The 24986-nt window shown below is 66.8% G+C and carries 22 protein-coding genes; 5 read left to right on the forward strand and 17 right to left on the reverse strand.

The genetic code is table 11. The annotated features are described in order from the left end of the window. Positions 1 to 29 precede the first annotated feature (29 nt). The 9 genes from N4264_RS01085 to N4264_RS01125 all read right to left on the reverse strand — a co-directional run bounded on the left by N4264_RS01085 (position 30) and on the right by N4264_RS01125 (position 6315). Complete coding sequence (locus N4264_RS01085) at positions 30 to 644, reverse strand: hypothetical protein (protein WP_261695231.1); 615 nt, start codon at positions 642 to 644, stop codon at positions 30 to 32. Further along, entirely contained in the window at positions 641 to 1000 is a 360-nt protein-coding gene (locus N4264_RS01090; protein WP_261695232.1) for a hypothetical protein, read from the reverse strand. The genes N4264_RS01085 and N4264_RS01090 overlap by 4 nt, the downstream gene beginning before the upstream one ends. Beyond that, on the reverse strand, positions 990 to 1544 hold the full coding sequence (locus tag N4264_RS01095) for a hypothetical protein (RefSeq protein ID WP_261695233.1): 555 nt from the start codon (positions 1542 to 1544) through the stop codon (positions 990 to 992). The genes N4264_RS01090 and N4264_RS01095 overlap by 11 nt, the downstream gene beginning before the upstream one ends. Before the next feature lie 9 nt (positions 1545 to 1553). Continuing rightward, the gene (locus N4264_RS01100) at positions 1554 to 1979 is read right to left on the reverse strand and encodes a DUF2170 family protein (RefSeq protein ID WP_261695234.1); all 426 of its coding nucleotides are present in this window, start codon (positions 1977 to 1979) and stop codon (positions 1554 to 1556) included. A 111-nt stretch (positions 1980 to 2090) separates the two neighbouring features. Beyond that, positions 2091 to 3857: a GGDEF domain-containing protein gene (locus N4264_RS01105; protein ID WP_261695235.1), complete on the reverse strand. Its 1767-nt coding sequence runs from the start codon at positions 3855 to 3857 to the stop codon at positions 2091 to 2093. A gap of 7 nt (positions 3858 to 3864) precedes the next feature. Continuing rightward, on the reverse strand, positions 3865 to 4140 hold the full coding sequence (locus tag N4264_RS01110; RefSeq protein WP_261695236.1) for a hypothetical protein: 276 nt from the start codon (positions 4138 to 4140) through the stop codon (positions 3865 to 3867). A 273-nt stretch (positions 4141 to 4413) separates the two neighbouring features. Then, complete coding sequence (locus N4264_RS01115) at positions 4414 to 4929, reverse strand: GNAT family N-acetyltransferase (RefSeq protein ID WP_261695237.1); 516 nt, start codon at positions 4927 to 4929, stop codon at positions 4414 to 4416. Positions 4930 to 4931: 2 nt separating this feature from the next. After that, positions 4932 to 5729, reverse strand: a complete 798-nt coding sequence (locus N4264_RS01120) for an SAM-dependent methyltransferase (RefSeq protein WP_261695238.1) — start codon at positions 5727 to 5729, stop codon at positions 4932 to 4934. 178 nt (positions 5730 to 5907) lie between these two features. Next, positions 5908 to 6315, reverse strand: coding sequence for an HU family DNA-binding protein (locus N4264_RS01125; RefSeq protein ID WP_261695239.1), 408 nt, complete (start codon positions 6313 to 6315; stop codon positions 5908 to 5910). Between the two features lie 450 nt (positions 6316 to 6765). Between N4264_RS01125 and N4264_RS01130 the strand changes: the two genes are divergently transcribed. Continuing rightward, complete coding sequence (locus tag N4264_RS01130) at positions 6766 to 7020, forward strand: hypothetical protein (protein WP_261695240.1); 255 nt, start codon at positions 6766 to 6768, stop codon at positions 7018 to 7020. Between the two features lie 473 nt (positions 7021 to 7493). Further along, positions 7494 to 10811 carry a GAF domain-containing protein gene (locus N4264_RS01135; RefSeq protein ID WP_261695241.1) on the forward strand — a complete coding sequence of 1106 codons (3318 nt, stop codon included), beginning with the start codon at positions 7494 to 7496 and terminating at the stop codon, positions 10809 to 10811. A gap of 18 nt (positions 10812 to 10829) precedes the next feature. Here the strand turns inward: N4264_RS01135 and N4264_RS01140 are convergent, their stop codons facing one another. The 6 genes from N4264_RS01140 to glnA all read right to left on the reverse strand — a co-directional run bounded on the left by N4264_RS01140 (position 10830) and on the right by glnA (position 18740). Then, positions 10830 to 13199: a serine/threonine-protein kinase gene (locus N4264_RS01140; RefSeq protein WP_261695242.1), complete on the reverse strand. Its 2370-nt coding sequence runs from the start codon at positions 13197 to 13199 to the stop codon at positions 10830 to 10832. Positions 13200 to 13231: 32 nt separating this feature from the next. Beyond that, entirely contained in the window at positions 13232 to 13954 is a 723-nt protein-coding gene (locus tag N4264_RS01145) for an ECF-type sigma factor (protein WP_261695243.1), read from the reverse strand. Between the two features lie 406 nt (positions 13955 to 14360). Continuing rightward, complete coding sequence (locus N4264_RS01150; protein ID WP_261695244.1) at positions 14361 to 15191, reverse strand: DUF817 domain-containing protein; 831 nt, start codon at positions 15189 to 15191, stop codon at positions 14361 to 14363. A 91-nt stretch (positions 15192 to 15282) separates the two neighbouring features. Beyond that, positions 15283 to 16698: an ammonium transporter gene (gene amt / locus N4264_RS01155; protein WP_261695245.1), complete on the reverse strand. Its 1416-nt coding sequence runs from the start codon at positions 16696 to 16698 to the stop codon at positions 15283 to 15285. A 10-nt stretch (positions 16699 to 16708) separates the two neighbouring features. After that, complete coding sequence (locus tag N4264_RS01160; RefSeq protein ID WP_261695246.1) at positions 16709 to 17047, reverse strand: P-II family nitrogen regulator; 339 nt, start codon at positions 17045 to 17047, stop codon at positions 16709 to 16711. 283 nt (positions 17048 to 17330) lie between these two features. Then, positions 17331 to 18740 (reverse strand): type I glutamate--ammonia ligase, encoded by a 1410-nt coding sequence (gene glnA / locus N4264_RS01165; protein ID WP_261695247.1) that lies wholly within the window; start codon positions 18738 to 18740, stop codon positions 17331 to 17333. Between the two features lie 279 nt (positions 18741 to 19019). Between glnA and N4264_RS01170 the strand changes: the two genes are divergently transcribed. Further along, positions 19020 to 20405: a hypothetical protein gene (locus N4264_RS01170; protein WP_261695248.1), complete on the forward strand. Its 1386-nt coding sequence runs from the start codon at positions 19020 to 19022 to the stop codon at positions 20403 to 20405. A gap of 13 nt (positions 20406 to 20418) precedes the next feature. Here the strand turns inward: N4264_RS01170 and N4264_RS01175 are convergent, their stop codons facing one another. Both N4264_RS01175 and N4264_RS01180 read right to left on the reverse strand, forming a co-directional pair. Beyond that, positions 20419 to 21045, reverse strand: a complete 627-nt coding sequence (locus N4264_RS01175) for a hypothetical protein (RefSeq protein ID WP_261695249.1) — start codon at positions 21043 to 21045, stop codon at positions 20419 to 20421. 219 nt (positions 21046 to 21264) lie between these two features. Next, a complete protein-coding gene (locus N4264_RS01180; RefSeq protein ID WP_261695250.1) occupies positions 21265 to 22311 on the reverse strand; it encodes an AraC family transcriptional regulator in 1047 nt (348 codons plus the stop codon). A 300-nt stretch (positions 22312 to 22611) separates the two neighbouring features. Between N4264_RS01180 and N4264_RS01185 the strand changes: the two genes are divergently transcribed. Together N4264_RS01185 and N4264_RS01190 are read left to right on the forward strand one after the other, a co-directional pair. Then, the gene (locus tag N4264_RS01185; protein WP_261695251.1) at positions 22612 to 23829 is read left to right on the forward strand and encodes a parallel beta-helix domain-containing protein; all 1218 of its coding nucleotides are present in this window, start codon (positions 22612 to 22614) and stop codon (positions 23827 to 23829) included. 3 nt (positions 23830 to 23832) lie between these two features. Then, on the forward strand, positions 23833 to 24963 hold the full coding sequence (locus N4264_RS01190) for an SO2930 family diheme c-type cytochrome (RefSeq protein WP_261695252.1): 1131 nt from the start codon (positions 23833 to 23835) through the stop codon (positions 24961 to 24963). The last annotated feature ends 23 nt before the right edge of the window (positions 24964 to 24986 follow it).

Below are 24986 nucleotides of genomic sequence, written 5' to 3' on the forward strand. Positions count from 1 at the left end.
GACTTGACGAAACGGCGGGACGGTGATGATCAGGACGGCGGGTCGTAGGCTTCCACGAGATAGCGGCCGCGCTCGCGATCCAGGTCGATGATGAGCGCCGTGCTGCCCTTGACGAGCGAATTGGGGACGCCGGCGTACACTTTGATGTTCAGTCGCGCGCCGCCCGTATCCACCTCGGCCTGGCCGAAATTCTCTTCGACGCTGAGCGTGAGAATGCGACAGCTGCGGCCGATGACCGATTCGTGGCTCGCCCCCGGGTGGACGACGAACAGGGGCTTGAGCGGCCGCAGGCAGATCGCGGCCAGGGGCACGGCGGCCAGGAGCGCGACCACCAGCACGCCGCCGCCCACCAGCCACGGCGACGCGGCATACCACACCGGCGCCAGCGACAGGGCGAGCATGGTCAGCAGCCACCAGAAGAACACGACGCCACTGATGACGATGGAGAACGGCAGGCGGTCCAGTCCCAGGGCCAGCAGCGACTCCGGCACCGCATCGCCGTCTTCGCCGCCGACCCAGTCGGGGCCAACCGCATCGAAATCGAACATGCCAGCGATGGCGAGCAGCCAGAACACGATCAGCACGCCGAGCAGAATCGACGGAATGATCGCGGGAAAGTGCGTGAGGAGATAAAAGAAGTTCATGGTGTCTTCGCCCTCTTCCTGGTGCGGCTCCTGCTCTGCGACTCGGCGAATGCAAACAGTTCCTGTGCCACGCGCTCCTTGATCGCCAGGTGGTCGCTGGCGTCAAGGCCATAGCGGCTGCCCAGGAGCTGGTAATCCTCACCGCTCAGGCTCACCGTCAGGCGCGGGCGCTTGACCTGGCGCACCACTGGCAGCCCCAGTACGACGCGAACCTGGTCGGAGTTGGACAGGTTGGATTCGAAGGCGGCCGTTCGGATCGCCTGCATGACCGTTTCGGAAACGTCGAAGGCCACCTGAACCGCACGCAGGGCCGGTTCCGAGGAGCGCCAGCGACTGGGCAGGCGCTCAGTCTTCATCGGCGGGCTTCCGGGGGTGCCGGGCGGGCAGTTGTTCCAGACGCTCCATCACGGCCTTGGGGCGGGCGCGTTCGAAACCGGCATCACGCCGGGTGCGCGCCACCGGCCGTGGGCGATCGCCCACGGCCTGGGTGGTCCGGCTGGCCGCGGTGGCGGTGCGGGCCATGGAAAGATCGCGCTCCAGCGTGCGCATCTGCAGGGCGATGCGTGCCTGCACGGCGTCCAGCTGCGTGATGTGGGCATCAAAGCTGCCCACCAGCTCGCTTTCCAGCGCGACGGCGCGCGCCAGCTCCACCAGCCGATCGCGGTAACGCGGATGCTGCCACTCGCTGCGGGTGAGCTCTTCCAGCTCGCCCTGCGCGCGCAGCATGCGCCGGCGCGCCGCTTCGGCGCGGGCGCGGGCCGACTGGAGGTCCTTCTGGGTGCGTTGCAGCAGCGCCTGCGCCTGGCGCACGGAGCGCGGTTCGGCCTCGGCGGCAGCCGATTCCGGCGAGCCGTCCAGTTCGTTACGCAGGGCACCGAGGATGTCGTTCCACCAAGCCATGGCGCGTTCCTAGACCAGGAAATCTGACAATGTGGAAATAGCGTCACGCCCGTTGTCGCTCAGTGTCGCCAACTCCAGCGCCACGTCGCGCGGCGAGGATTCGGGGCTGAGCGCGCCGAACAGCACGAAATGCCCACCGATCCGGCCGAACGCCGACAGGGGCACGCTCGGATTGAGATCGAGCAGGGTTTCCATCAGCTTGCTGCGCAGGCGCGGACGCACATCGCTGTCGCGCCACAGATAGCTGATGCACAGCAGCTGGCTGCCGGTATCGGTCACGTAGATCGGCAACCGCTCGCTGCGGGGAAATCCGACCTCGATGACCGGTACTTCGCCGGGAACGCTGGCGATTTCGATCGCCTCGGTCATCAACTGGCGCTTGAGCAGCGGAAGCGTCGCCTTGATCAAGGCAGGCAGATTGTGGCGCTTGGGCATCCCCGACCCCTCCCCGGATCGCTCGGACCTGGCACAGCCACGCTATCGCCGCCGACATAACATGTCAAGACATATTATGTCGGCATGCCGCTACCCCGGTCCCGCGTGCCGCTAGGCGATTGCACCCATCGACAGGTGGGGCTCAAACGAGGCGACGCGATTCCTGCCAGACCGCTTGGCGTGATAGAGCGCGACATCGGCGCTGGCGACGAGGCGTTGCAGGTCATAGCCGGCCGACGCGGTCTGCGCCACGCCGAAACTGGCCGAGACGGGCTGGCCATGGCTGTTCCCGGACGTGGTGACCGTGGCGATTCGCGCGCGCAGCTCATCGGCCTTGCGCATCGCGGCGTCCTGCGAGGCGCGCGGCAGCACGATGGCAAACTCCTCGCCGCCCAGGCGGCCCAGTACCTCGTCTTCGGCCAGGCAGGACTTGCACACCTTGGTGACCTGCTTGAGCACGAAGTCGCCGGCCGCGTGGCCGTGCGCGTCGTTGATCTGCTTGAAGTGATCCAGGTCGAACAGCACCATGCTGACCGGCTCGCCGGCGCGCCGGCATTCCTCGAGCGTGCGTTCGGCCACGAACATGAAGTGGGGGCGGTTGGAGACGCCGGTCAGGCCGTCGCGCTGCGCCAGGCGCATGAAGTGCAGCTGCGCGCGCTTGGTGCGGTAGGTCCACAGCAGCAGGAACAGCAGTACCGTGCCTAGCAGGACGATATACAGGCGCCCGTTCTCCACGGCCTTGTCGGCCAGCTGCTGCTGCAGCTGCAGAACCTGGTTCTGCTTGTTGAGCGCCTCGATGTGGAACCGGGCGGCCGCCACTTCCTGGCGGATCCGCTGGAATGCCAGCTGGCGCGCGCTGATGTCGTCGAGGTAGCCCTTGTCGGCCGCGGCGAACTTTTCATGGAAAGCCAGCGCCGATTTGTAGTCGCCCTGCGCACGGGCGATTTCGTACAGCACCTGGTAGGCCGTCACCAGGGGTTCGGTAATCTGGTTGGGAACCGCGTCGGCCACGGCGCGCTCGGCATGCTCGCGCGCCAGCGTCACATTGCCGACCTGCTTGTAGGCGCGCGCCAGCAACGCGTCGCTTTCGGAAACGATGCGGGCGTAACCGGTGCGACGCAGCGCGTCGTAGTGCCGGGTGAGCAGGTCGATCGCATCCTGGGCACGATCCTGCCGGGTCAACAGTTGCGCCACGTAGCCGCGGATCACGCTCGCGTGCAACGGTTCGCTCAGTTTCTCGCAGGCTTCGATGCCGGCCTGGAAGTCTTTGTCGGGGTTGGTCAGCTGGCCCGACTTGTACATCGCTTCCAGCCGCAGTTGCCCACCTTTGCAGGCGCCACGGCCCGCCCAGTCCTCGCTGAGCAGTTTTTCCGCATATTCCAGGCCCAGTTCGTACTGGCCGACCTGGTTGTAGAGGATCGCGGCGACGACGAATCCCTGTTCGCGCGCATCACGGTCGTGCACCTCGGGCAAGAGGTCGAGGATCTTGCTCAGCTGGCCGTAGGCTTCCTCGTAGCGCCGCGCGATGGCCAGCATGTTGACCACGGTGGCGCCGGCGCGGAAACGCAGTGTGGCGTCGGTGGAGCTGTCGATGATGCCGTTCAGGACCGGGATCGCCCCGGCATAGTCGCCGTCGTAGGCGATCTTCCAGCCCTGCAGGTAGCGCAGGTACATCGCTTCGGCCGGCGGCAGCGCGTCGCGCTGGCTCTCCAGCTTGGCCATGATCTGGTTGAATTCGGCGTGGTTGGACGTCTTGATGGAATCGGCTTGCTTGAGCAGCAGCATGGCCGCGTCGGGTTCGATCGCGGCCGTGCTGTGCAAGGCGAGGATGAGCGCCAGCCCGACGCGTCGGAACAACCGGGCGATGGCGCCGCGCATCATTGCCTCACGCGACCGCGCGGATGTGGCAGGCCGCGACGATGCGGCTCTTGTCGTCCTGCGGCGCGTCCTGCTCGTCGTTGTCCGGCGGCGCCAGAACGCAGGAACGTACTGGCGTCAGGCCCAGAGCCCGGCCGATCGCCGTGCGGTCGCCCGCCAGCAGGGCGGCCTTGATCGACGCATCGATCGTGCTGTCACCCAGCATGGCTTCCAAGCCTTCGCGGCCGCCGTCGCGCGCCGCCGTTGCACCGATACGCTCAAGAAACGCAATTGCCTCAAGCATGGATTCACCCCTTTCCGTTGTGCCGTGATGGCTGGTGTCGATGAGGTTGTCAGACCGCCTGCGGGTCACCCTCGCCCGTGCCGACGGCGTGCAGGGCAGCGTCGCTGCCTGCATTCCCGTCGGAGCCGGCGCCCCGGTGGGCGGCTCGCAGATACTGCACGCAATCTGCCCAATCGGAAAGCGGAAAATCGGGATTCCTGGCATCGTGTGCCGCTACGCATTTTGCGTGTCCGGCCATTTTGGCACTGGCTCAAATCACGCCGTGGATACGCATCAACCCGGTGCGCGCCGCATCCGCCAGGTGCGCCATGGCGGTGGCGCCGGATCCGCCGTTTCCGGCAGCGCCGAAAATCCGACGCTGACTACCAGCTGCTCGGCTCGCTCGTGCGCGCGGCGGTACTGCACGTAGACCTCATCCAGGCCAAAGGAGTCAAAGGCGATTTCGGTGAGTTTTCGCAGAATTTCCTTGCCGTAGCCGCACGACTGGCGTTCCGCCGGCAACAGGATTCCCGCCTCCGCGCAACCCCGGGTACGGTCGATGGACTGCAGTCCTGCCAGACCGAACGCGTTCTGCCCCGCCGCTTCGGCCACACTGAAAAAGGCGTGGCGGCAATCGGCGCCCGGTAACGACGGAAGTGCCGCGGCAAAAGCCCTTTCGACGCCGGCGGATGAGAGCGGCCGCGCCACGTGCTCCATGACCCCGGCGTCGCCGTAAAGATATTCGAAGAGGGCACGGTCGCCTTCCTGGAGCGGCCGAAGTACCAGGCGCGCCGTCGTGTAGATACGCATGATCAGTCGCCGGGAACCAGGGTCATGTCCAGCGCCGCCAGCTGCGCGCGTATCGCGCGGCGTGGCTCGAGCGGGCGCACCGGCGCGATGACGACCGTATCTTCCGCGTCGATCGGCGCCGCCGGCAGTTCGCACAGACGCACGGAATCCATACGCGGGGCCACCACGGGCAGTGTCGGTGCACGGTAGATCACGACGGGATGGTCGGCCGGATAGTGTTCCAGCAGCAGTTCCACCAGGAGCTGCCGATAGGCCGGCCCGGTCGAGGTTCGCGTCAGTGAGCGATCGCCGGCCAGTCCCACCTGCCACAGGACCAGGTAGGCCGAGCTGTCGATGGTGCGCCGGTACAGCATGAACTGGCTGGCTTCGTAGTGCTGGCAGCCGACACGTCCCGGATCGATGCCCAGGTCGGCATAAAGGCAATCTTCCGCGGAAACGCCCGGCACCATGAGCGCCTCGTGCCCTTCCGAACGGGCCAGTGCGATGGCCCGGTGCGGTGCCCAGGCGAACACGCCCGGGTGCCCGTAGAAGGCGCCGCAGACCGATTGTCCGGCGCGAACCGGCGCAAGCATCGCCTCGACCATCTCCCGGTAGGTCAGCCGGCGTGACTTGCCCGCTTCATAGAACGGCTGGAGGCTGCGGACGTCCGGATGCAGCGTGCGCAGCCAGGCTTCGACGACGCTGTCGGATACACCGGCGAAGACGACGTCGGCCTGGGTGATATGACTTTTCGCCAGCGGCCCGATATGCGAGCCAAGGGTCATGCCGATGCCGACGCAGACGAGCTTTCCCTGGGGCATGGTGCTTCCGTGCGGAGCTGGCTGGGGCGCGCCAATCGCGGGAATCGCGCTGCTGCAGCGACGAAATGGGCGAATCGGCGTGAAGAACCGGAGTACATCAGGAAGGACGCGGCAATGACGCGGTGCAGCGAGCGGAGGAAAACGTGCCCGACGGACACGTTTTCCCCCGCAGGGACGATCAGACCGCGGCGTCCTTGAGCTTCTTGAGCGCACGCGCCTTGACGCGGACGGTCGCCGGCTTGGCCGGGAACCAGCGCTCTTCGCCGGTGAACGGGTCTTTCGCGAAACGCTTCTTCTTGGCCGGAACAGCCTGGGCCGTCAGCTTGACGATGCCCGGCAGGGTGAACTGGCCGACACCCTTCTTGTGGATGGCGCCGAGGATGGTGCCCTCCAGCGCTGCAAGAACCGCCTTGACCGATTTCGGCTCAACGCCGGTCTGCTCGGCAATGTAGCGGCTCAGTTCGGACTTGGAGAAGGCTTCCTTGATCGGCTTGATTCCGCCGGCGGCGGCAGACGCCTTGGCGGCTTTCGCAGGAGCCGCGGAGCGGCGGGAAGCGGCGGCAGTGGTCGCAGATTTCTTAGGCATGTGGCAGTGGTCTCGTAAACAGTTGCGCTTGCGCGATCAATCGGCAAACGACCCTGCAACCAGGGCGCACGAACTTTACTGCATGTTCGGGTCGAGCAAGAAACCCCCCGAGGCATTTTTCTGCGCCCAAAGCCCGCCGGTTGTCGATTTCGGCCACCGGCGCCACCCCACCTGCGCCCACTTCGACAGCCGTTCGCGTCACATCTGTCCAATCGGACAAGAAATGTCGTACCGGCCGCGGCGATGGGTTTACGTCGTGTTGCAAATGGGTGTTCTTTTCCCGTACGCGCCCTCGTTTATTCCCTTTGAAAGGGCGACGTCCCTCACACATTCGGGAGTTTTGCCCGTGTCTGGCGGTGACAGGCGATGCTTCGGCAGACCGGACAGCGGGTATCGGCACGCTTGGCCCGTTTAATGCTTCATCAGGATTACAACAGAGGAGTTCAGCAAATGCGCACTTCGATGAAACTCAGCGATACGCTCAAAGAAGTCGAGACGCTGCGCCGTCGGCTGGCGCTCTGTGCCGACACGTCGTCCCGCGACAGCGTGAGCAACCAGTTGTTCAACCGCATCAATACGCTGTGGCGCGAAGGTGCCATGAGCCGTAGCGAATGCTGGGAAATCTACTCGGAAATCCAGGCCGCGACGCACTTTGAAGATACAAGCCGCGTGCCGATGCTGGCGCTTCGTACCTACGAATCGTAATCGTCACCATGCATCACCGGCAGTCGATCGTCCTTATCTCCGCCCGGCCGGCCCGGCGCCGGTACGCGGCGCCGGCACGATGTGTCGCTCTCACGCGGCGCTGATCCGCACCCGCATTGCCGCCGTCGGTGCGGCGTGTCCTCCTCCGGCGTCCGTCGCCGACCCCGCTTCCCACTGAACAGATCCCTACCCGGGACTGACGTTTTGTTGCTGCCCAGGCGGGCATAACGGCGAATTCACGGCGCCGTAAAGCGAATTACCCGTGCCCGTCGCGCAGGTCCGTGCGCATTGCCTACCCTGTCGGCGGGACAGAGCAAGCCGGCGCGACGACGGAATTCAGGCACGTGCAACGCCGCTGCACGCCGCCGCGCCCGCTCAGGCCAAAAGGGAACTTTTTCTTGCCCGGACTTCGCGGCGCAGGCAAGATCGGACATTGCCAACAGCATCTGGCGGACACTTTCCGGAATCGCGAAATGGCGCCTGACGACGCTCGTATCCGCGCCTTCTTTGCGCAGGAACTCTTCGGGGTTTTCGAGCTCGACGACCAGGGACGCTACCGCTCCAGCAACGCCTGCTGGGCGTCGCTGGCGGGCCTTCCCGAGCACACCCTCCGCGGTCGCCCCCTGTGGCAATTCGTGCCTGCCGATGACGTGGCAGCGCTGCAGGAGGCGCTGGGCCGGGCGGCCGCCGCGCCGGTGACGCACAATTGCCGCATTGTATACAGCGGCGGGGGCCTGCGCGGTGTCCGAATGACGCTCTCGCCCGTCGCCGGTGGCGGGCTGATCGGCATCGCTCTGCCAACGTCCGCGACCGCACCGGATGGATCCCGGCCCATCCCTACTGGTCATGCGCTGGCCACGGAGCTGCTGGCCATGGAGCGCTTGCATGCCATCACGACGCGCCTGTCGGGAGGCACCGACCTTGAGGCCATCCTCGGCGACATACTCGACGCCGTGCTCGACCTGCACGGCACGCAGAGCGGTGCGCTGCAATTGCTCGACAGCGTGCGCGGTTCACTGCAACTGGCGGTACAGCGTGGATTGAGCGAGTCCTTCGTCGCCCAGCTGGACGGCGTGCCGGTGGTCGAATCCACCCTGAGTGGTCGCGCCATCTGCACGGGGCAGCGTGCCGTGCTCCAGGAGAACGAAGCGCTGCTCCCTTTCGAGGTGGCAGCACCGGTGGCGGAACTGGCCGACATCCGCTCCGCCCAGTGCACCCCGATCCTGACCCACGGCGGCCGGATGCTGGGCGTCCTCACCACCTATTGCACCGATGAGCATTGCTTCGGCGAGCAGGAATTGCGACTCACGGATCTCTACGCCCATCAGGCGGCGGAGCTGATCGAACGCAACCAGGCCCAGGCCGAACTGCGTGCGAGCCAGGACCGGCTGCGCCTGGCGCTGGATGTCAGCCGCGTCGGCAGCTGGCGCTACGACCCGCTTACCGACGAGGGTGAGTGGGATTACCGCATGCGGGAAATCTGGGGCTGCACGATCACCGCCGCCGGCGCCAACATGCGCGAAGCACTGGGTCGCATTCATCCGCAGGATCGGGAAAGCGTGCACCGCGCCGTGCAGGATGCGCTCGATCCCGCCGGCGACGGCGCGTATTCGATCGACTACCGGATCTGCCTGCCCGACGGCTCGCAGCGCTGGATCTCCGCCAATGGCCGCGCCAGCTTCGAAGGCGAAGGCCAGGACCGTCACGCGGTCCTGCTCAATGGCACGGCGCTGGACATCACCGACCAGAAACGCGTCGAAGGCGTGCTCGAGCGCCTGATGCAGGATTCCGAACGCAGCCGACGCCTGTACGAGACCATCCTGTCCAATACGCCTGATCTGGTCTACGTCTTCGACCTGAAGCATTGCTTCATCTACGCCAACGACGCGCTGCTGCAGCTGTGGGGCAAGTCCTGGGACGAAGCCGCCGGCAAGACGTTTCTCGAGCTGGGTTATCCCGAGTGGCATGCCGCGATGCACGACCGGGAAATCGACCTGGTGATCCGCACCCGCCAGCCCGTCCGCGGCGAAGTGCCCTTCACCGGCACGCAGGGGCTGCGCATCTACGACTACATTTTTACACCGGTACTGGGCAATGAAGGCGAAGTGGAGGCCATCGCCGGCACCACGCGCGACGTGACCGAGCGCAAACAGGCCGAGGAATCGATCCGCACGCAGGCCGAGCGCCAGCGCCTGTTGTGGGTGGCGGCCGCGTCACTGCTCACCAACGATGATCCGGAACTGATGATGCGCGAGCTGTTTGCGCGCATCGCCCCGCACTTCTCGCTGGATACCTATTTCAACTACATCGTCGACGAAACTGACCACGTGTTGCGGCTGGAATCCTGCGTCGGCGTTCCGGACCAGTTCCTGTCCCAGTGTCGCCAGCTGGCTTTCGGCGAAGCCATGTGCGGCCACGTGGCGCTCACGCGCAATCCGGTCGTGGCCCGTTTTGTCCAGCAATCGGAAGATCCGCGCCAGGCGCTGCTCAAGACCCTGGGCATCCGTTCCTACGCCTGCTCGCCGATGCTGGCGGACAATCGCCTGCTCGGCACGCTCTCGTTCGCCAGCCGCACGCGCGATGTACTGGACGAGGACGACGTGAAATTCCTGCGCATCGTCACGCGCTACGTCACGGTGGCCTACGAACGATCGCGCCTGGTGAGAAAGCTGCGCGAAGCCGATCGCAAGAAGGACGAGTTCATCGCACTGCTGGCGCACGAGCTGCGCAACCCGCTCGCACCGCTGCGCAATGGCCTGGAAATCATGCGCCTTGCCGCCACCGACGCAGACGCCGTGGCGCGCGCCCGTTCGATGATGGACCGCCAGCTGGCGCACATGGTGCGGCTGATTGACGACCTGCTCGATGTCTCGCGGATCAGCCTCAACAAGATGGAATTGCGCCGCACCAGCGTATTGCTCGCGGACGTCGTCGCCAGCGCGGTGGATACGGCGCGCCCGTCGATCGAGGCCGCCGGGCACCAGCTGGAAATCGACCTGCCGCGCGACACCGTCGTGCTCGACGCCGACTTCACCCGCCTGGCACAGGTGATCGGAAACCTTTTATCTAACAGCGCAAAGTACACTCCTGCAAACGGAAACATCCTGCTGTCGGCCCAGGTGTTGCCGACGGAGGTGGTGATCCGGGTCATCGACAACGGCATCGGAATCCCTGCCGATTCCATGCATACGATTTTCGACATGTTCTCGCAGATCGACCGCAGCGTGGAACGCAGCACCGGCGGCCTCGGCATCGGCCTGGCACTGGTCAAGGGCCTGGTGGAAATGCACGGCGGCAGCGTGCATGCGCACAGCGACGGCCCTGGCCTTGGCAGCACCTTCACCGTGCAGTTGCCGCTGGGCCTGCGCGGCTCGACCGGCGAGACGGTCACGACAGACGCCGCCGCGGCGCCGGCGCGGCGCATCCTGGTCGTCGATGACAACCGCGACTCCGCAGCATCGATGGCTACCATGCTCAGCCTGCTCGGCAACGAGGTGCACACGGCGCACGACGGCCTGGAGGCGGTCGAAATGGCGCAGACCCTGCGACCGGACATCATCCTGATGGACGTGGGCATGCCCGAGCTGGATGGACACGAGGCCACGCGGCGAATCCGCGCGCAGGACTGGGGCGGATCCATCCAGATCATCGCGCTGACCGGCTGGGGCCAGGCCGAGGACCACGCCCGGAGTGAGCAGGCCGGCTGCGACGGGCACCTGGTCAAACCGGTCAGTCTGGTGGACCTGCAGCGCGTACTGCACGCCCGTCGTGCCGGCGCACCGGTTTCCTGAGCAGGGCCGAGCGCGGATTCACCGTGCCGTTGTGGCGCTACAGCCGGCCAGCCAGCGTGTCACCAGGCGCCGCTGCCACGGTGCGAGGTTTCGCGCGGTGAGATGGGGCTCCAGCTGGGCGCGTTCGCGCAAGGGCGTTTGCCGCAGGGCGCAGCGTGCCCTTTCCAGCGCAACCTGCTCCACATGGGGCTGCGGTTCGACCGGTGCCCCGCTGCCGCGCGCGGCGACCACGGCTTCCAGCTGGGGCAACGCCTGTGCGTAGTCGCCCTTTTCGACCTGGATGATGCCGATCAGGCCCTGTGCATCGGTCGTGATGCCATGACCAGGCGGCAGGCCTTTGCTGGCGAGGGTGTACGCGGCGTCGGCCGCGGCCGCGGCCGTGGCGAGGTCGCCCTGCGCCAGGGCGATTTCGGCGCGGTCGTTGTAGAGAGACGCCAGCTCCGGGTGTGCCTTGCCCCAGAAGGTTTCGCCCTTTGCCATCTGCGCATCGATCCGCTCGCGCGCTTCGTCGGGGCGTTCGTTGCACAAGGCCGCCCACGCGAGATTGCGCCCGATCAGGATGTCCTCGGCCGGATTGGGCGCCCGGCGGCGTGGCGTGGCCTCCTGCGCCATCCGCAGCCAGTTTTCGCCGCGCTGGCACTCGCCCGCGTTGAGGGCCAGCCCTGCGGCGTTGTTGAGGCCGAGGATGTAGCGCTCCATGTTGGTGTACTCGTTGAGGCGATGCACCCGTTCGAAGATCGGCCAGGATTTTTCCGCCTCGCCGATGAGGTAATAGCCGATCGCCAGGTTGCCGATCTGGGCAAGATAGAGATCGCTGTCCGTCTCGCCGATCGATTCAAGCAGCTTCACCCCTTCCTGCGTATGCGCGTGGAACGCCTTCGGATCATCCAGGTGGTAGGACTCGCCAGCGACGGAACGCAGCGCATCTGCCTGCGCCATGACATCGCCCTGGTCGCCCGCGGCCTGTGCGGCGCGGGTGGAGAGATCGCGCGCCTTCGGGTGGTCTCCCAGCTCGCAGTGCACGCGCGCCACCGCCAGCAGCAGGGGAACCAGGCTGCGTGCGTCGCCGCCGCGGGCGAGCTTGTCCTGCAGTGACCGGGTGCCCTGGTCGAGCATCTCGCGTACGCTCACGTCGCCGCTGCTCGTCTTGTTGGGCGTCGCGACGCGAAACAGCGTCACCAGGTAGTTGGCGACGGCCTTGGTCTTCTCGTGTTCGCGCCGGGTGCGCTCGAGCAGGCGATCCTGCTGCACGATGTGGAAAATGGCAAATGTCGACATGGCGACAATGCCCAGAACGACCGGCCACCGCCGCCGCAACCAGGCCTTGGCGCGATAGCCCCGCTCGCCGCGTCGCGCGTCGACGGCCTGGCGTGCGAGCCAGCGCGCGAGGTCGGCGGCGAGCGCCCCGGCGCTGGCGTAGCGCTCCTCCGGACGTTTGCGCAGGGCCATGGCACAGATCGCATCGAGGTCGGCATCCACACCGCGCAGCCGGCTCAGGCGCGAGGGCGCTTCGGCCTCCCGCGTGAGGATCGCGCTGATCAGTGCCTTCGGGTCATCCACGTCACCGTGTGGCGAGGCGCCGGTGAGCAGTTCGTAGAGCACCGCGCCCAAAGCGTAGACGTCGCAGGCGACGCCGGCATCCTGCCCTTCCGGCGACAACTGTTCCGGCGCGGCGTAGCGCAGCGTGAGCGGGCCGACCCCATCGGTGGTGATGGCCTCTTCGACCAGGAACCGCGCGATGCCGAAGTCGAGCAGCTGGGGCCTGCCATCGCGGTCGACCAGGATGTTCGCCGGCTTGATGTCGCGGTGCACGACCAGCTTGCGGTGCGCATAGGCCACCGCCTCGGCGACCTGGCGGATGAGCTGTACGCGCTGGATGACCGAGGCACCGGTGGTGGCGCAGTAGCGGTCGATGCGCTCGCCGTCGACATAGGTCGTGGCCAGGTACGGCGCGCCGTCGGCGTCGGTGCCCGCGTCAACCAGTGCCGCGATGTTCGGATGCAGCAGGCCGGCCAGAATCCGCCGTTCGCGCTCGAAACGGCGCCGTGCTTCATCCGTCCAGGCCGAGTGCAGCAACTGCTTGAGCGCCACGCGCTGGCGCGCGTCGCCGAGCGAGCGCTCGGCCAGCCAGACGCGGCCCATGCCGCCACGACCGAGTTCCCGCTCCAGCCGGTACGAGGCCACGCGCGGCAAGGCCGGTTCGCGGCCGCAGGCATCGAGCGCCGGCAAGGGCTGCCCGGCGGACTCCAGCTGGCGGGCCAGTACATCGGCCAGGGAAGGGTCGGTGGCCGCCAGCTGCGCCAGGTAGCCCACCCGGTCATCGGGCGGCAGGTCCAGCAGGTCGAAAAAGGCGTTCTTCTGGCGCAGGTAAGCGTCGGTATCGTTCATCACGGCGGCTGTAAAGACGGGTTGCGGTGGACTCAGCGGGCGCCGAAGACGTCGTTCTTGAGCCATGCACTGGCGTGGGCCCATTCGCGATTGACCGCCGACGGGCTGATCTGCAGGGCCTGCGCCGTTTCATCGATGGTCAGGCCGGCGAAGACCCGCAGCTCCACCACCGCCGCCGCACGCGCGTCCAGGCGCGCCAGCGTGGCCAGCGCGTCGTCGAGTGCCACCAGCTCGGCCGGGGTGCCCGCCACGGCGACCTCCAGGCCATCAAGCGATTCGGCCACCTCGCCGCCGCCGCGCTTCTCGGCCAGTTTGCGCCGCGCCCGGTCGACCAGGATCTGGCGCATGGCACGCGCCACGATGCGGGCGAAGTGCTTGCGGTCTTCGGCCGCCGGCGCACTCGCGGCAGTGGTCAGCTTGATCAGGGCGTCATTGAGCAAGGCGGTGGGCTGGAGCGTTTCGTGTCCCGATTCGCTGCGCAGCACGGCCGCGGCCAGGCGCTTGAGTTCCAGGTACAGGCGCGCGAACACGCGATCGCGCGCCTGGGCGTCGCCGTCCTGCCAGTCGTGGATCCACGCGGTGATGTCATCGCTGATGGGGTGCATGGCGCAAGCATAGGCGGTTTTGTCGACGCGAAAGGTTTTGCCATTCGACGAAATCCCGCAACGGCCACGGCGGCTTTCCGTCGCCAGGGACGGCGCTGTCGGGATCATGCCGATCCAGGCCGACATGTTGGGCAGGGTCAGGGCAACCATGGCGTCCTCGAAAAGTCCGTTGCGTCGTGATCGCAGTACGCAATCGGGCCGCCCTTTGGCCGTGCGGTGCTGCCGGGCCCGGCCGGCGCGATCTTTGCACATTGTTCTGGACCTGCACGACGCCGCTGTCACCTGACACGGCGCAATCGACGGACCAAGGAGCCGTCGGCGGGCGCGGTCGGGCCAGCGGAACACGGGGGATGGAGCGATGTTGGGAAATGTGAGGGGGAGTCGATCCGTACTGAGCCGCTTTGCCTTTGTCTGCGTGCTGGTCGCGTGGGCCGTTGCGGTCGCGCGCGCTGAACCCGCGCCGCCTCCGGTGGATGAGAACGTGTCCCACTGCGGTCAGGTTGTGCCGTAATTCGTACGAATCGAAACCTTGCCGTGTGTCACTCTCCGCCGCGCTTCACGCGGCCTTCACTGCCCTGCGCTTCGCCCGGTAGTGCTTGAGATCTGCGACGATCACGAAGGTGACGCTCGCCAGCAGCAGCCAGGAACTGATCTTCCCCGTATGGACCACGCGCCAGCCGGCATGCTGGTCCGGGTACATCCACGCCCCGTAGAAGGTGGCAATGTTTTCGGCCACCCAGATGAAGAATCCGATCAGGCAGAACGACAGCGGCACCGGCATCGACAGCCGCCAGCGCCACGGCGTGAAGTGCACGCGGGTGCGGGCGAACAGCAGCGCCAGCGCCGCGGCGAGCCACCAGCGCAGGTCTGGTAGCCAGTGGTGGGTGAAGAAGTTCAGGTACACGCCCGCGGCCAGCAGCACGGACAGGCGCGCGTCCGGCGCACGTGTCAGTTCCAGCCCGAACCAGCGCCACGCCTGGATCATGTAGCTGGCCACCGCGGCGTACATGAATCCCGAATACAACGGCACGCCGAACAGCTTGGTATAGCCGGGCTCCGGATAGCTCCAGGAGCCGATCGCCGGGTGGGTCTTGAACACCTCCAGCGCAAATCCCAGGACGTGGAACAGGCAGATGGTCTTGAGCTCGTCGAGCGTCTCCAGCTTCGACACCACGAGCAGGATCTGCAACACGATCGCCGCGATGAGGATCAGGTCGTAACGCGGAATCGGCAACGGCGGCAGCTGTGTCGACACCACCAGGACCAGGAAGAACCCGCCGGCAAACAGGCAGCTGGCGACTTCCTTCAGACCGAAGGCGAGAAATTCCGCAACGGCTTCCCGCAGGAAGCCGCTGGCACGAACACGGACGGACGTAGGCGTATGCATCGGCCCAGGCTGCATCGGGCCCGGGCGCGGATCCAGCCCGGCGTCGGGCAGAACGCGGGCAGATCCATCGGCCCGCGTCCGGAACCGCCCCTCAGTAGTCGTACGCCGACTCGCCGTGCGAGGTGATATCCAGTCCCTCGCGTTCCTCGTCGTGCGGCACGCGCAGGCCGACGGTCCAGTCGGCAAGCTTGTACGCCAGCACGGCCACCAGGGCCGACCAGGCCAGGGTCAGGCCGACGCCGGTCAGCTGGACCAGTACCTGGCGACCGATCGCGTAGTCCGGCGCCACGGCGTTGCTCACGTAGTCGAAGATGCCCGTGCCACCGAGCGCCGGTGAGGCGAACACGCCGGTCAGCAGGGCGCCGACGATACCGCCGATACCGTGCACGCCGAAGACGTCCAGCGCATCGTCGATGCGCAGCAGGCGCTTGAGACCCGTCACCCCCCACAGGCAGGCAAAGCCCGCGGCCGCGCCGATCACCAGGGCGCCGCCGACGCCGACAAACCCGGCGGCCGGCGTGATGCCGACCAGCCCTGCCACTGCACCTGACGCCGCACCGAGCATCGAGGGCCGGCCTTTGCCCAGCCACTCGCCGACGGTCCAGGCGACCACGGCGGCGGCGGGCGCGATCAGGGTGTTGACGAAGGCCAGTGCTGCCGTGCCGTTGGCCTCCAGCGCCGAGCCGGCATTGAAGCCGAACCAGCCCACCCACAGGATGGCGGCGCCTGCCATGGTCAGGGGCAGGCTGTGCGGGCGCATCGCCTCGTGGCCGTGTCCCACGCGCCGCCCGACCAGCCAGGCACCGACCAGGCCTGCCACGGCTGCATTGATGTGCACCACCGTGCCGCCGGCGAAATCCAGAGCGCCCCGGGCAAACAGGAAGCCGGATCCGGCGCCCGCCGCTTCGGCGGCAGCCTGGCTGGTGTAGGCGTCGGGGCCCGGCCAGAACCACACCATGTGCGCGATCGGCACATAGCTGAAAGTGAACCAGATCACCGTGAAGACCAGCACCGCGGCGAATCGCACGCGCTCGGCAAAGGCACCCACCACCAGCGCACAGGTGATCGCCGCAAACGCGGCCTGGAAGGCGAAGAAGCCCAGCTCCGGCACGACCACGCCTTTGGAGAAGGTCGCTGCCACGGTCTCGGGCTTGAGGCCGGCCATCAGCAGGCGGTCAAAGCCGCCGAAAAACGCATTGCCTGCGGTGAACGCGAGGCTGTAGCCGTAAACGGTCCACAGCACCACGACCAGGGCGAAGACGACAAAGCACTGCATCAGCACCGACAGCATGTTCTTGGCGCGCACCAGGCCCCCGTAGAACAGACCCAGGCCCGGCAGGGTCATGAAAATCACGATCGCCGTGCAGACCAGGAGCCACGCCGTATCGCCCTTGTCGGGCACGGGGGTGGTCGCCTGGGCCGCCGCATCGGCAGCCAGCAGGACGGAAACGGAAAACGCCGACAGCGCGCGGCGCACCCGGCGCCGCGTTGATTCGATGGTCGTCATGGTGGCCCCCTCAGAGCGCGTCGTCGTCGATTTCGCCGGTGCGGATGCGCACGGCGTGTTCCAGGTCGAGCACGAAGATCTTGCCGTCGCCGATCTTGTCGGTACGCGCGGAAGAGACGATCGCCTCGATGACGACTTCCGCGAGTGCATCGGGCACGGCGGCCTCGATGCGGATCTTGGGAACGAAATCCACGACGTATTCGGCGCCGCGATAGAGTTCGGTATGGCCCTTCTGGCGACCGTAGCCTTTGACCTCGGTGACGGTGATGCCGCTGACGCCGGCCTCGGAGAGGGCCTCGCGCACGTCGTCGAGCTTGAACGGCCGGATGATGGCGGTGATGAGTTTCATGGTGTGCCCGTTCGGTGAGATGGGAATCCGTGCCGCACATCGCTGCCGATGCGGGAACGTTGGCTTTCCGTGCCGTTCCACTCCGGGTACCACGAGGCTGTGCCGCCCCTTGTCGGCGTACCGGCTGCGCGGTCGCCGCTTGCTGGCCGCTTCCTGCGGCCGGCGTCCGGCATTGCACCGGCGCCGCCCTTCCCGAACCCGGTGCATCCCGCACCGTCGTCACACGCTTGCCACTGGGGCGTGGACCGGGAGCGGCCTTGGCCGCTCCCGGTGGTGTAGCACGTCAGATCGCGTAGTACATCGCGTATTCGAGCGGGTGCGTCGAAGCGCGGAACTTGGTCACCTCGCCCATCTTCAGTTCGATGTAGGCATCGATGAAGTCGTCGGAGAACACGCCGCCGGCCTTGAGGAAGTCGCGGTCCTTGTCCAGCGCGTCGAGCGCCTGGTCGAGGCTGTGGCAGACGGTCGGAATGTTCTTTTCTTCTTCCGGCGGCAGGTCGTACAGGTCCTTGTCCATCGGCGCGCCCGGATCAATCTTGTTCAGGATGCCGTCGAGGCCGGCCATCATCAGCGCGGTGAACACGAGGTAGCCGGAGTTCATCGGGTCCGGGAAGCGGATCTCGATGCGACGGCCCTTCGGATTGGTCACGAACGGAATGCGGCAGCTGGCCGAACGGTTGCGGGCCGAGTAGGCCAGCATCACCGGTGCTTCGTAACCGGGCACCAGGCGCTTGTAGCTGTTGGTGGTCGAGTTGGCGAACGCGTTGATGGCGCGGGCGTGCTTGAAGATGCCGCCGATGTAGTACAGCGCGGTCTGCGACAGGCCGCCGTAGAGGTCGCCCGAGAACAGGTTCTGGCCGCTCTTGGACAGCGACTGGTGCACGTGCATGCCCGAGCCGTTGTCGCCGACGATCGGCTTGGGCATGAAGGTGACGGTCTTGCCGTTCTTGTGCGCGACGTTGCGGATCACGTACTTGAGCAGGGCCAGTTCGTCGGCCTTCTTCACCAGCGTGTTGAAGCGCGTGCCGATTTCGCACTGGCCGGCGTTGGCCACTTCGTGGTGGTGCACTTCGACTACCTGCCCGAGCGCTTCGAGCGCCAGGCACATTTCCGCACGCAGGTCCTGGAAGGAATCGACCGGCGGCAGCGGGAAGTAGCCACCCTTCACGCCCGGGCGCAGACCCGAGTTGCCTTCCTCATAGCGGTACTTCGAGCTCCAGGCGGCTTCCTGCGATTCGATTTCGTAGAACACCTTGCCCATGTCGTTCTGCCAGCGCACCGAGTCGAAGATGAAGAACTCGGGTTCCGGGCCGAAGAACGCCGTATCGGCAAGACCGGTGGACTTCAGGAACGACTCGCCGCGCTTGGCGATCGAGCGCGGGCACCGCGAATAGGCCTGCATCGTCGACGGTTCGAGCACGTCGCAGACGATGGCCAGGGTCTTGTGCGCGAAGAACGGATCGATGACCGCCGAATCCGGATCCGGCAGCAGGACCATGTCCGATTCGTTGATGCCCTTCCAGCCGGCGATCGACGAGCCGTCGAACATCTTGCCGTCCTCGAAGGTGCCCGCGTCGATCGCGTGCGCCGGGAAGGTCACGTGATGCTGGGTGCCGCGCATGTCGGCGAAACGCAGGTCGACGAACTCGATGCCTTCATCCTTGATCAGCTTGAGAACCTTTTCAGCGGACATGCGGGAAACCTCATTGGGGAAGGGGAAGACGCGTAGCGCTATGGCAAGCCGCGTGCCAACTCAAATAGTTATTTAAGTTCAATCGGTTAGCGTTATTTGGAGCCGTCGCGCACGACCAAAGAGCACCATGGTGGTGCAAAATTCCCATGATGATCACCTACTTGGTGCAACGCGACATCCCGGCCCCGGATGACGCTCGAGCCTGACCGGCCCTACCATGCGCCCGCCGGTGCCGCGGCGCGTAACAGCCGCCGGCGCCACTGTTCCAGGGGAAGCCCGTTGCGAAAGTTCCTGTTGTTTCTTGTCGTGCTGGTCGGTGTCACGGCGCTGCACGTGGCCAGCCGGAAAGGCCCCCGCCCGTCTCCCGGTGATCCCGCAACGGCCCAGGACTGCCCCGACCTGTCGGGCACCTACAACGTCAGTAACGAGGGTCCGGTGAAGCTGTTCGCCTGGGCGATGCCGCACATTGCGTGGCTGGGCGGTGGGCCGGTGCTACGCATCGAGCAGCTGGCGGAGGGCCACATCCGGACCAGCCGCGTCGTCTCGCATGCCTACGTCGAACAGACGCTGGCCGAGATGCGCGAGCGCCAGCCCGACCGCTACCGCCGCGTCTATAACCTCCTGGTGAGCTGGCAGCAGGGCCGCGACGACGAGACATCCCGCGAGGCCCTTGCGGAGCAAGGACTGAGCCTTGAGTACGTTCACCACGCCTACCGCGACCGCGACTTCCGTTGCGCCGACGGGTGGATGGCCTTCGGCAGCGAGCCCGCGGTCGATCTCCAGCGCGACGCCAGCGGCGACCTCGTCGGCCGGGCCGTCGAAGTGTCGCGAAAGGATCTGTTCTCGGTCTGGTGTGGCGACGGCTGCAAGTACGTGAGCATTCCCACCGGCTGGAAAGCCCTGGAATCGACGTGGCCCCGCACGGATCCGATCGAATCCTGGAACCCCAGGAATCTGCGCGCGGGCTACGCCCTGCCCCTGCCGCAAGGCGTATCGCCGCCGGCGCCCCGGGCGACGCCGCTGCCCGAGGCTCCGGCGGACCAGATCATCGCCTACGCCGATGCCGAGACACTCCGCGCGCGCCTGCAGGTGCTGGGCATCGCGCCGGAAGCCATCGTGTCGGTGACGGTGAAGGCACCCCAGGCCATCGTCACGCTGCGACTGGACCGCAAGGCACTGGATCAGGCGATCTACGCCATCTGGCGCGCCGGGCGGTTCCGTCCGAAGGAACTGGAAACCCGGCCGGATGGCCAGTCGCTGCTGGCCACGCTCGAAATCGATGACTCGGACCTTCTGCGTGCCGCGGACATCCAGCCCGTCGCGATGCCGGCGACGGCAGCGGCCACCACTGCCAATACGGCAGCGGGCAAGCCGGCCGATCCGCCACCGCAGGGGTTCGGCACCGCCAAGTCCATCAGCCGCCGGCTCAACGCGCTGATTCCCGCGGGCTGCCGCGTCCACGATGTCCGCTTCGGCAAAGGGCTTGTCGTCGTGACCGGAACGGCGGCCAGTACGGCATGCGTGTCCGACACGCTCCGGGCAATCGACACGCACCAGCAGGGCATGCGGCTGCGCTCGCCGGAGCTGCAGGACATCGAAGACGGGCCCGGCACCGGCAAGACGTTCCAGATCACCGTCTATGCGTCATCCCTGACCGCCGAGTAGCGCAGGTCGACGCTCACGGCGTCGTATCCATGGCTGTCGACAGCCGTTCTTTCAGCAGGCGCTGGCGCAGGTATTCCTCGCGGGTGAGGCCATCGGGAAGCTGCGCCATGCGCATGACCTCGGCCGTGATCTCGCGCTCACGCGCCTGGTAGCGCGCCCATGCGGCGTCGCGACCAGTCCGGTCCAGTGAACCGGTTCCGGATGTATCGCGCAGGCGGTGCGAGGCGATCACATCGGCGATGCGGTCGGCCTGGGTGGCCTCGTCGGCACCATCGACCTGGATCAGCCCCAGGCGCAGGATGACCGCCTCGGTGGCCGCCATGTCGCCCGACGCCTCGTAGCGGACCACATCCGAGGCGATCCGCGCGGCTTCCCGCGCGCGGTCATCGGCCTGCATGCCGGACGCGGACAACAGGAACCGCTCGGCACGCCGGCGCAGGCTGGCGAGATCGTGGGGGTCAAACACGTCCGTCGCGGCAGGCCCCTGCGCCAGGCCACCCTGGCCCGAGTGCGCGCCATGCCAGCTGGCTGGTTCGCCCATGCTGCCCGGTGCTACCGGTACCCGCGCGCGGCCGGCGACCCAGCCGGCGACACCCAGCAGCGCGATGACGGCCACGGCCACCCAAAGTCCACGTTTCATTGAAGCTCCCTGGTCCGGGTGCGCAACCGGGCAGGACGGCGGCACTTCGGTGCGAAGTGCACAAGTATAGGTCCGGAGCGGGATACGGCTAGGACAGAATCAACGCCGGTGGCGGGGAAATCCAGACAAATTGCAAATCAGAATAATGCGGCGCCGAATGGGACCACTTGGGAAACGGCGGGACAAGACCGAGGCGCCCTTCGCCCTGCGGGCCGGCCCTTACGAGTCGTGTTCGTCGCGGATATCCGAGGGCACGCGGCCTGTCCAGCGCTTGAACGCACGGCGGAACTCGCGCACGTCACCAAAGCCGACCTGGCTGCCGATCTGGGTGATGGTCAGGCGGCGGTCGTTGAGCAGTTCCAGCGCCCGCTCGCAGCGCAGGCGGTCGTGGATGCGCGTGAAGCTGGCGCCTTCCAGGGCCAGCTGCCGGCGCAGCGTCCGTTCGCTGCGATGCAGGCCGAGGGCGATGTCCTGCAGACGCGGGTTCTGCGCCAGCCGCTGGCGCAGGGCACGTTCCACCGCCGTCGTGGCATCGCCCTGGCCGGCCGCGGCATTGCCGATTTCGCGTGTCAGCGCCGCCCGCGCCTGCCGCGCGGTCACCGGGTTGTACGCCGGAAACGGCAGGCCCAGCCAGGCGCGGTCAAAGCTCAGGCGATTCTGCGGCTGGTCAAAACGCACCGGGCATTGCAGCAAGGCCTGGTACTGCGCCGCGTACGGCGGCGCCGGGTACGCCAGGTCCGCGCGGCGAGGACGGAACGAAGGGCCCGCCATCTCCCGCGCCACGGCGATGAGGCTGGCGAACATCTCCTCGCACAGGAACGGCAGCACGTCCGGCTCGATGGTGGGGGTCTGCGCGACCACCACGACTTCGTCCTCCGTATCCGCGTCGAGCGACAGCATCATCAATGGCCCGGTGGCGCGCTGGTAGGTCAGGCCGATCTCGATCGCCTCGCCGAAATGACGCGCCGTCTTCATGGCCAGCCCAAGCAGGCCGAAGTTGCCCAGGTTCTGGCGCCGGCCCAGTTCCAGCCCGAGTTCGGGGAGATCGATCGAGGCCACTGCGCGACGCACGATGGTGATCGCATCGCGGTAGCTCACGCGCGCCAGCGGATCGCTCACATCCGCCAGGCGCAGACGGGTGCCGGCAAACCACGCGCTACCGTCGGTGTTGCGCTCCTGCGCCAGTTGCACCAGCCCAGAAAGAATGTGCGTAGGCAGATCGGCCGTGGTGAGTCGCTGATCGTCCATCCGGGGGGATTGCGCCATTGCCTGCTCGTCGCCTGTCCGCTTTGCCCCCCAAGTATGCCGCTCTTGCCCTCGATTAAGCCTTACGCACCGCACAAGACTTAGGACGGTATGTCCCAGCTGACGGGTGGAATGCCTGCCAACGCCAACATCCTTCCACCACCGCGCCAGAACGCTGGCTGGGCCAGCATTTGGCCTGCTCCCTCGAAACCAGGGGGCCTGGACGACCCGGAGCACAAGGCCGTGTCCGGACTTTCCCTGACGAAAGCGCGGGATTCCCAGCCCTTCCCGCGCCCGCCATTGCTACACCGGAGGCATTCCATGCGCATCACCGTGATCGTGCTGTCCGCCCTGGCGCTGGCCGCCTGCGGCAAGGAGGAGAAGGCCGCCCTGCCGCCGGCGGACGCCAGCTACGCCGCCACGCTGCAGCAGCAGCTGCTCGACGCCAAGCCCGGCAGCGTCATCACCATTCCCGCGGGTCGCTTCGCCTTCGAGCGCAGCCTTTCCCTGCGTGCCGACGGCGTCACCATCCGCGGTGCCGGCATGGACAAGAGCGTGCTGAGCTTCCGTGGCCAGAAGGCCGGCGCGGAAGGACTGCTCGTCAACGGCAACGATTTCACCATCGAGAACCTCACCATCGAGGATTCCAAAGGCGACGGGCTGAAGATCAGCGAGTCCGAGCGCGTCACCATCCGTGGCGTGAAGGTGCAATGGACCGACGGTCCCAGCACCAAGAACGGCGGCTACGGCATCTACCCGGTCAAGACGAAGAATGTGCTGATCGAAGACTGCGTGGCGATCGCGGCGTCCGACGCCGGCATCTACGTGGGGCAATCGCGCGATGTCGTGCTGCGGCGCAGCCACGCCGAGCGCAATGTTGCCGGCATCGAGATCGAGAACACCGTCAACGCGGACGTGTACGAGAACACCGCCGTCGACAACACGGGCGGCATTCTCGTGTTCAACATGCCGGCGCTGTCGCAGCAGGGCGGCGGCATCCGCGTGTTCAAGAACAAGGTGCAGCACAACAACACGGCCAACTTCGGCGCCAAGGGCACGCCGGTGGCCAGCGTCCCCGCCGGCTCCGGCGTCGTGATCAACTCCAACGACGATGTGGAAATTTTCGACAATGATATTTCCGACAACGCCACCGCCAACGTGATCGTCTCCAGCGTCTATTCCACCGGCTACAAGAACGACAGCATGTCCAAGGATTTTGATCCCTACCCCGAGCGCATCTTCGTCTACGGCAACCGCCTGAGCGGCGGTGGGGATTCGCCGGACGGTCTGGATCTCAAAGCCCTGAAGATCGCCGCGATGGGCATCGGCGGGCGCTTCCCGGATGTGCTCTGGGATGGCTACTTCAATGCCAATCGCCTCGTCGACGGCCAGGCGCGGGGGCCGGAGATCTGCCTTGCCGATGTGTCCGGCGTGATCAACGCCGATGGTCCCAATGGCTATGACAATCCCAACACGGACATGACCGCGTTCCGTTGCAGCCTGCCGAAACTGCCGGCCATCGACCTGGGCCGGGGCTGATCCGTGAAGGCAGTCGCCAGGGCGGTCGGGTTGTGGCTTTTCGTCATCCTGCTGGGCGGCTGCGGTGCCGAAGGGCCGGTGCAGTTCCATGCCGATGGCCTGCCGGCGCAACTGAGCCAGTGGAAGCTATTCCGCCATTCCGGCGGGCAGATGCGTCCGAACGAGGGCGTGGTGTCCTTCGACCTGAACACGCCACTCTTCAGCGACTACGCGCACAAGTGGCGCACCGTGTGGATGCCGGCCGGACAATCCGCGCGCTACAGCCCCGACAGCAGCTTCGACTTTCCCGTCGGCACCATCATCAGCAAGACCTTCTACTACCCACGCGGCAAGGCGCCTGGCCAGGTTGCGCGGACGGCGCCGGAAGCCACCGAGCTGGAGCGCGAAACGCTGCAGCTCGACCGCGTGCGCCTGGTCGAGACGCGCCTGCTGGTGCGGCGCCAGGAGGGCTGGCTGGCCCTGCCCTACGTGTGGAACGACGACCAGACCGAGGCCACGCTGCAACGCGTCGGCGCGCTGGTGCCACTGTCGCTGGTCGATGCGACAGGAACTGCGACCGAGCTGGCCTACCAGGTGCCCGACCAGAACCAGTGCGCCGGCTGCCACGCCACCGACAACCGCGCGCGCGCGCTGCAGCCGATCGGACCGAAGGCCCGCCACCTCAATCGCGAATTCGATTACGCCGGTGGCCGCGAGAACCAGCTGGCCAAGCTCAGCCGCGTGGGCTACCTTACGGGCGCGCCCGCCCCGCTGGCCGCACCACGCGCCGCCAACTGGCACGACAGCGCCACGCCGCTGGCGGCGCGCGCGCGCAGCTACCTGGACATCAACTGCGGCCACTGCCACAGCGCCACGGGCGCGGCCAACACCTCGGGCCTGTGGCTGGATGCGGCCGCCTCCCCCGACCTGCACATGGGCCTGTGCAAGCAGCCGGTGGCTGCCGGCAAGGGCACGGGCGACCGCCTCTATGACATCCACCCGGGCCAGGCACAGGCATCGGTGCTGGTCTATCGAATGGGTAGCAACGATCCGGCGGTGATGATGCCCGAGCTCGGCCGCTCGCTGGCGCACACCGAAGGGGTGCAGCTGATCAGCCAGTGGGTCGATTCGCTGGAGGGGACCTGCGGTCAATGACGACCGGCCGGCGCGGCCGGCCG

The organism is Tahibacter amnicola, assembly GCF_025398735.1.
Taxonomy (GTDB): domain Bacteria; phylum Pseudomonadota; class Gammaproteobacteria; order Xanthomonadales; family Rhodanobacteraceae; genus Tahibacter; species Tahibacter amnicola.

What these genes read in the sequence shown, in the direction of transcription:
- amt (WP_261695245.1), bottom strand. Translation starts at nt 16,698, where the DNA reads ATGACGACCATCGAATCAACGCGGCGCCGGGTGCGCCGCGCGCTGTCG.
- N4264_RS01135 (WP_261695241.1), top strand. Translation starts at nt 7,494, where the DNA reads ATGGCGCCTGACGACGCTCGTATCCGCGCCTTCTTTGCGCAGGAACTC.
- N4264_RS01125 (WP_261695239.1), bottom strand. Translation starts at nt 6,315, where the DNA reads ATGCCTAAGAAATCTGCGACCACTGCCGCCGCTTCCCGCCGCTCCGCG.
- N4264_RS01115 (WP_261695237.1), bottom strand. Translation starts at nt 4,929, where the DNA reads ATGCGTATCTACACGACGGCGCGCCTGGTACTTCGGCCGCTCCAGGAA.
- glnA (WP_261695247.1), bottom strand. Translation starts at nt 18,740, where the DNA reads ATGTCCGCTGAAAAGGTTCTCAAGCTGATCAAGGATGAAGGCATCGAG.
- N4264_RS01140 (WP_261695242.1), bottom strand. Translation starts at nt 13,199, where the DNA reads ATGAACGATACCGACGCTTACCTGCGCCAGAAGAACGCCTTTTTCGAC.
- N4264_RS01090 (WP_261695232.1), bottom strand. Translation starts at nt 1,000, where the DNA reads ATGAAGACTGAGCGCCTGCCCAGTCGCTGGCGCTCCTCGGAACCGGCC.
- N4264_RS01110 (WP_261695236.1), bottom strand. Translation starts at nt 4,140, where the DNA reads ATGCTTGAGGCAATTGCGTTTCTTGAGCGTATCGGTGCAACGGCGGCG.
- N4264_RS01105 (WP_261695235.1), bottom strand. Translation starts at nt 3,857, where the DNA reads ATGCGCGGCGCCATCGCCCGGTTGTTCCGACGCGTCGGGCTGGCGCTC.
- N4264_RS01145 (WP_261695243.1), bottom strand. Translation starts at nt 13,954, where the DNA reads ATGGTTGCCCTGACCCTGCCCAACATGTCGGCCTGGATCGGCATGATC.
- N4264_RS01100 (WP_261695234.1), bottom strand. Translation starts at nt 1,979, where the DNA reads ATGCCCAAGCGCCACAATCTGCCTGCCTTGATCAAGGCGACGCTTCCG.
- N4264_RS01095 (WP_261695233.1), bottom strand. Translation starts at nt 1,544, where the DNA reads ATGGCTTGGTGGAACGACATCCTCGGTGCCCTGCGTAACGAACTGGAC.
- N4264_RS01150 (WP_261695244.1), bottom strand. Translation starts at nt 15,191, where the DNA reads ATGCATACGCCTACGTCCGTCCGTGTTCGTGCCAGCGGCTTCCTGCGG.
- N4264_RS01085 (WP_261695231.1), bottom strand. Translation starts at nt 644, where the DNA reads ATGAACTTCTTTTATCTCCTCACGCACTTTCCCGCGATCATTCCGTCG.
- N4264_RS01120 (WP_261695238.1), bottom strand. Translation starts at nt 5,729, where the DNA reads ATGCCCCAGGGAAAGCTCGTCTGCGTCGGCATCGGCATGACCCTTGGC.
- N4264_RS01185 (WP_261695251.1), top strand. Translation starts at nt 22,612, where the DNA reads ATGCGCATCACCGTGATCGTGCTGTCCGCCCTGGCGCTGGCCGCCTGC.
- N4264_RS01175 (WP_261695249.1), bottom strand. Translation starts at nt 21,045, where the DNA reads ATGAAACGTGGACTTTGGGTGGCCGTGGCCGTCATCGCGCTGCTGGGT.
- N4264_RS01130 (WP_261695240.1), top strand. Translation starts at nt 6,766, where the DNA reads ATGCGCACTTCGATGAAACTCAGCGATACGCTCAAAGAAGTCGAGACG.
- N4264_RS01160 (WP_261695246.1), bottom strand. Translation starts at nt 17,047, where the DNA reads ATGAAACTCATCACCGCCATCATCCGGCCGTTCAAGCTCGACGACGTG.
- N4264_RS01180 (WP_261695250.1), bottom strand. Translation starts at nt 22,311, where the DNA reads ATGGCGCAATCCCCCCGGATGGACGATCAGCGACTCACCACGGCCGAT.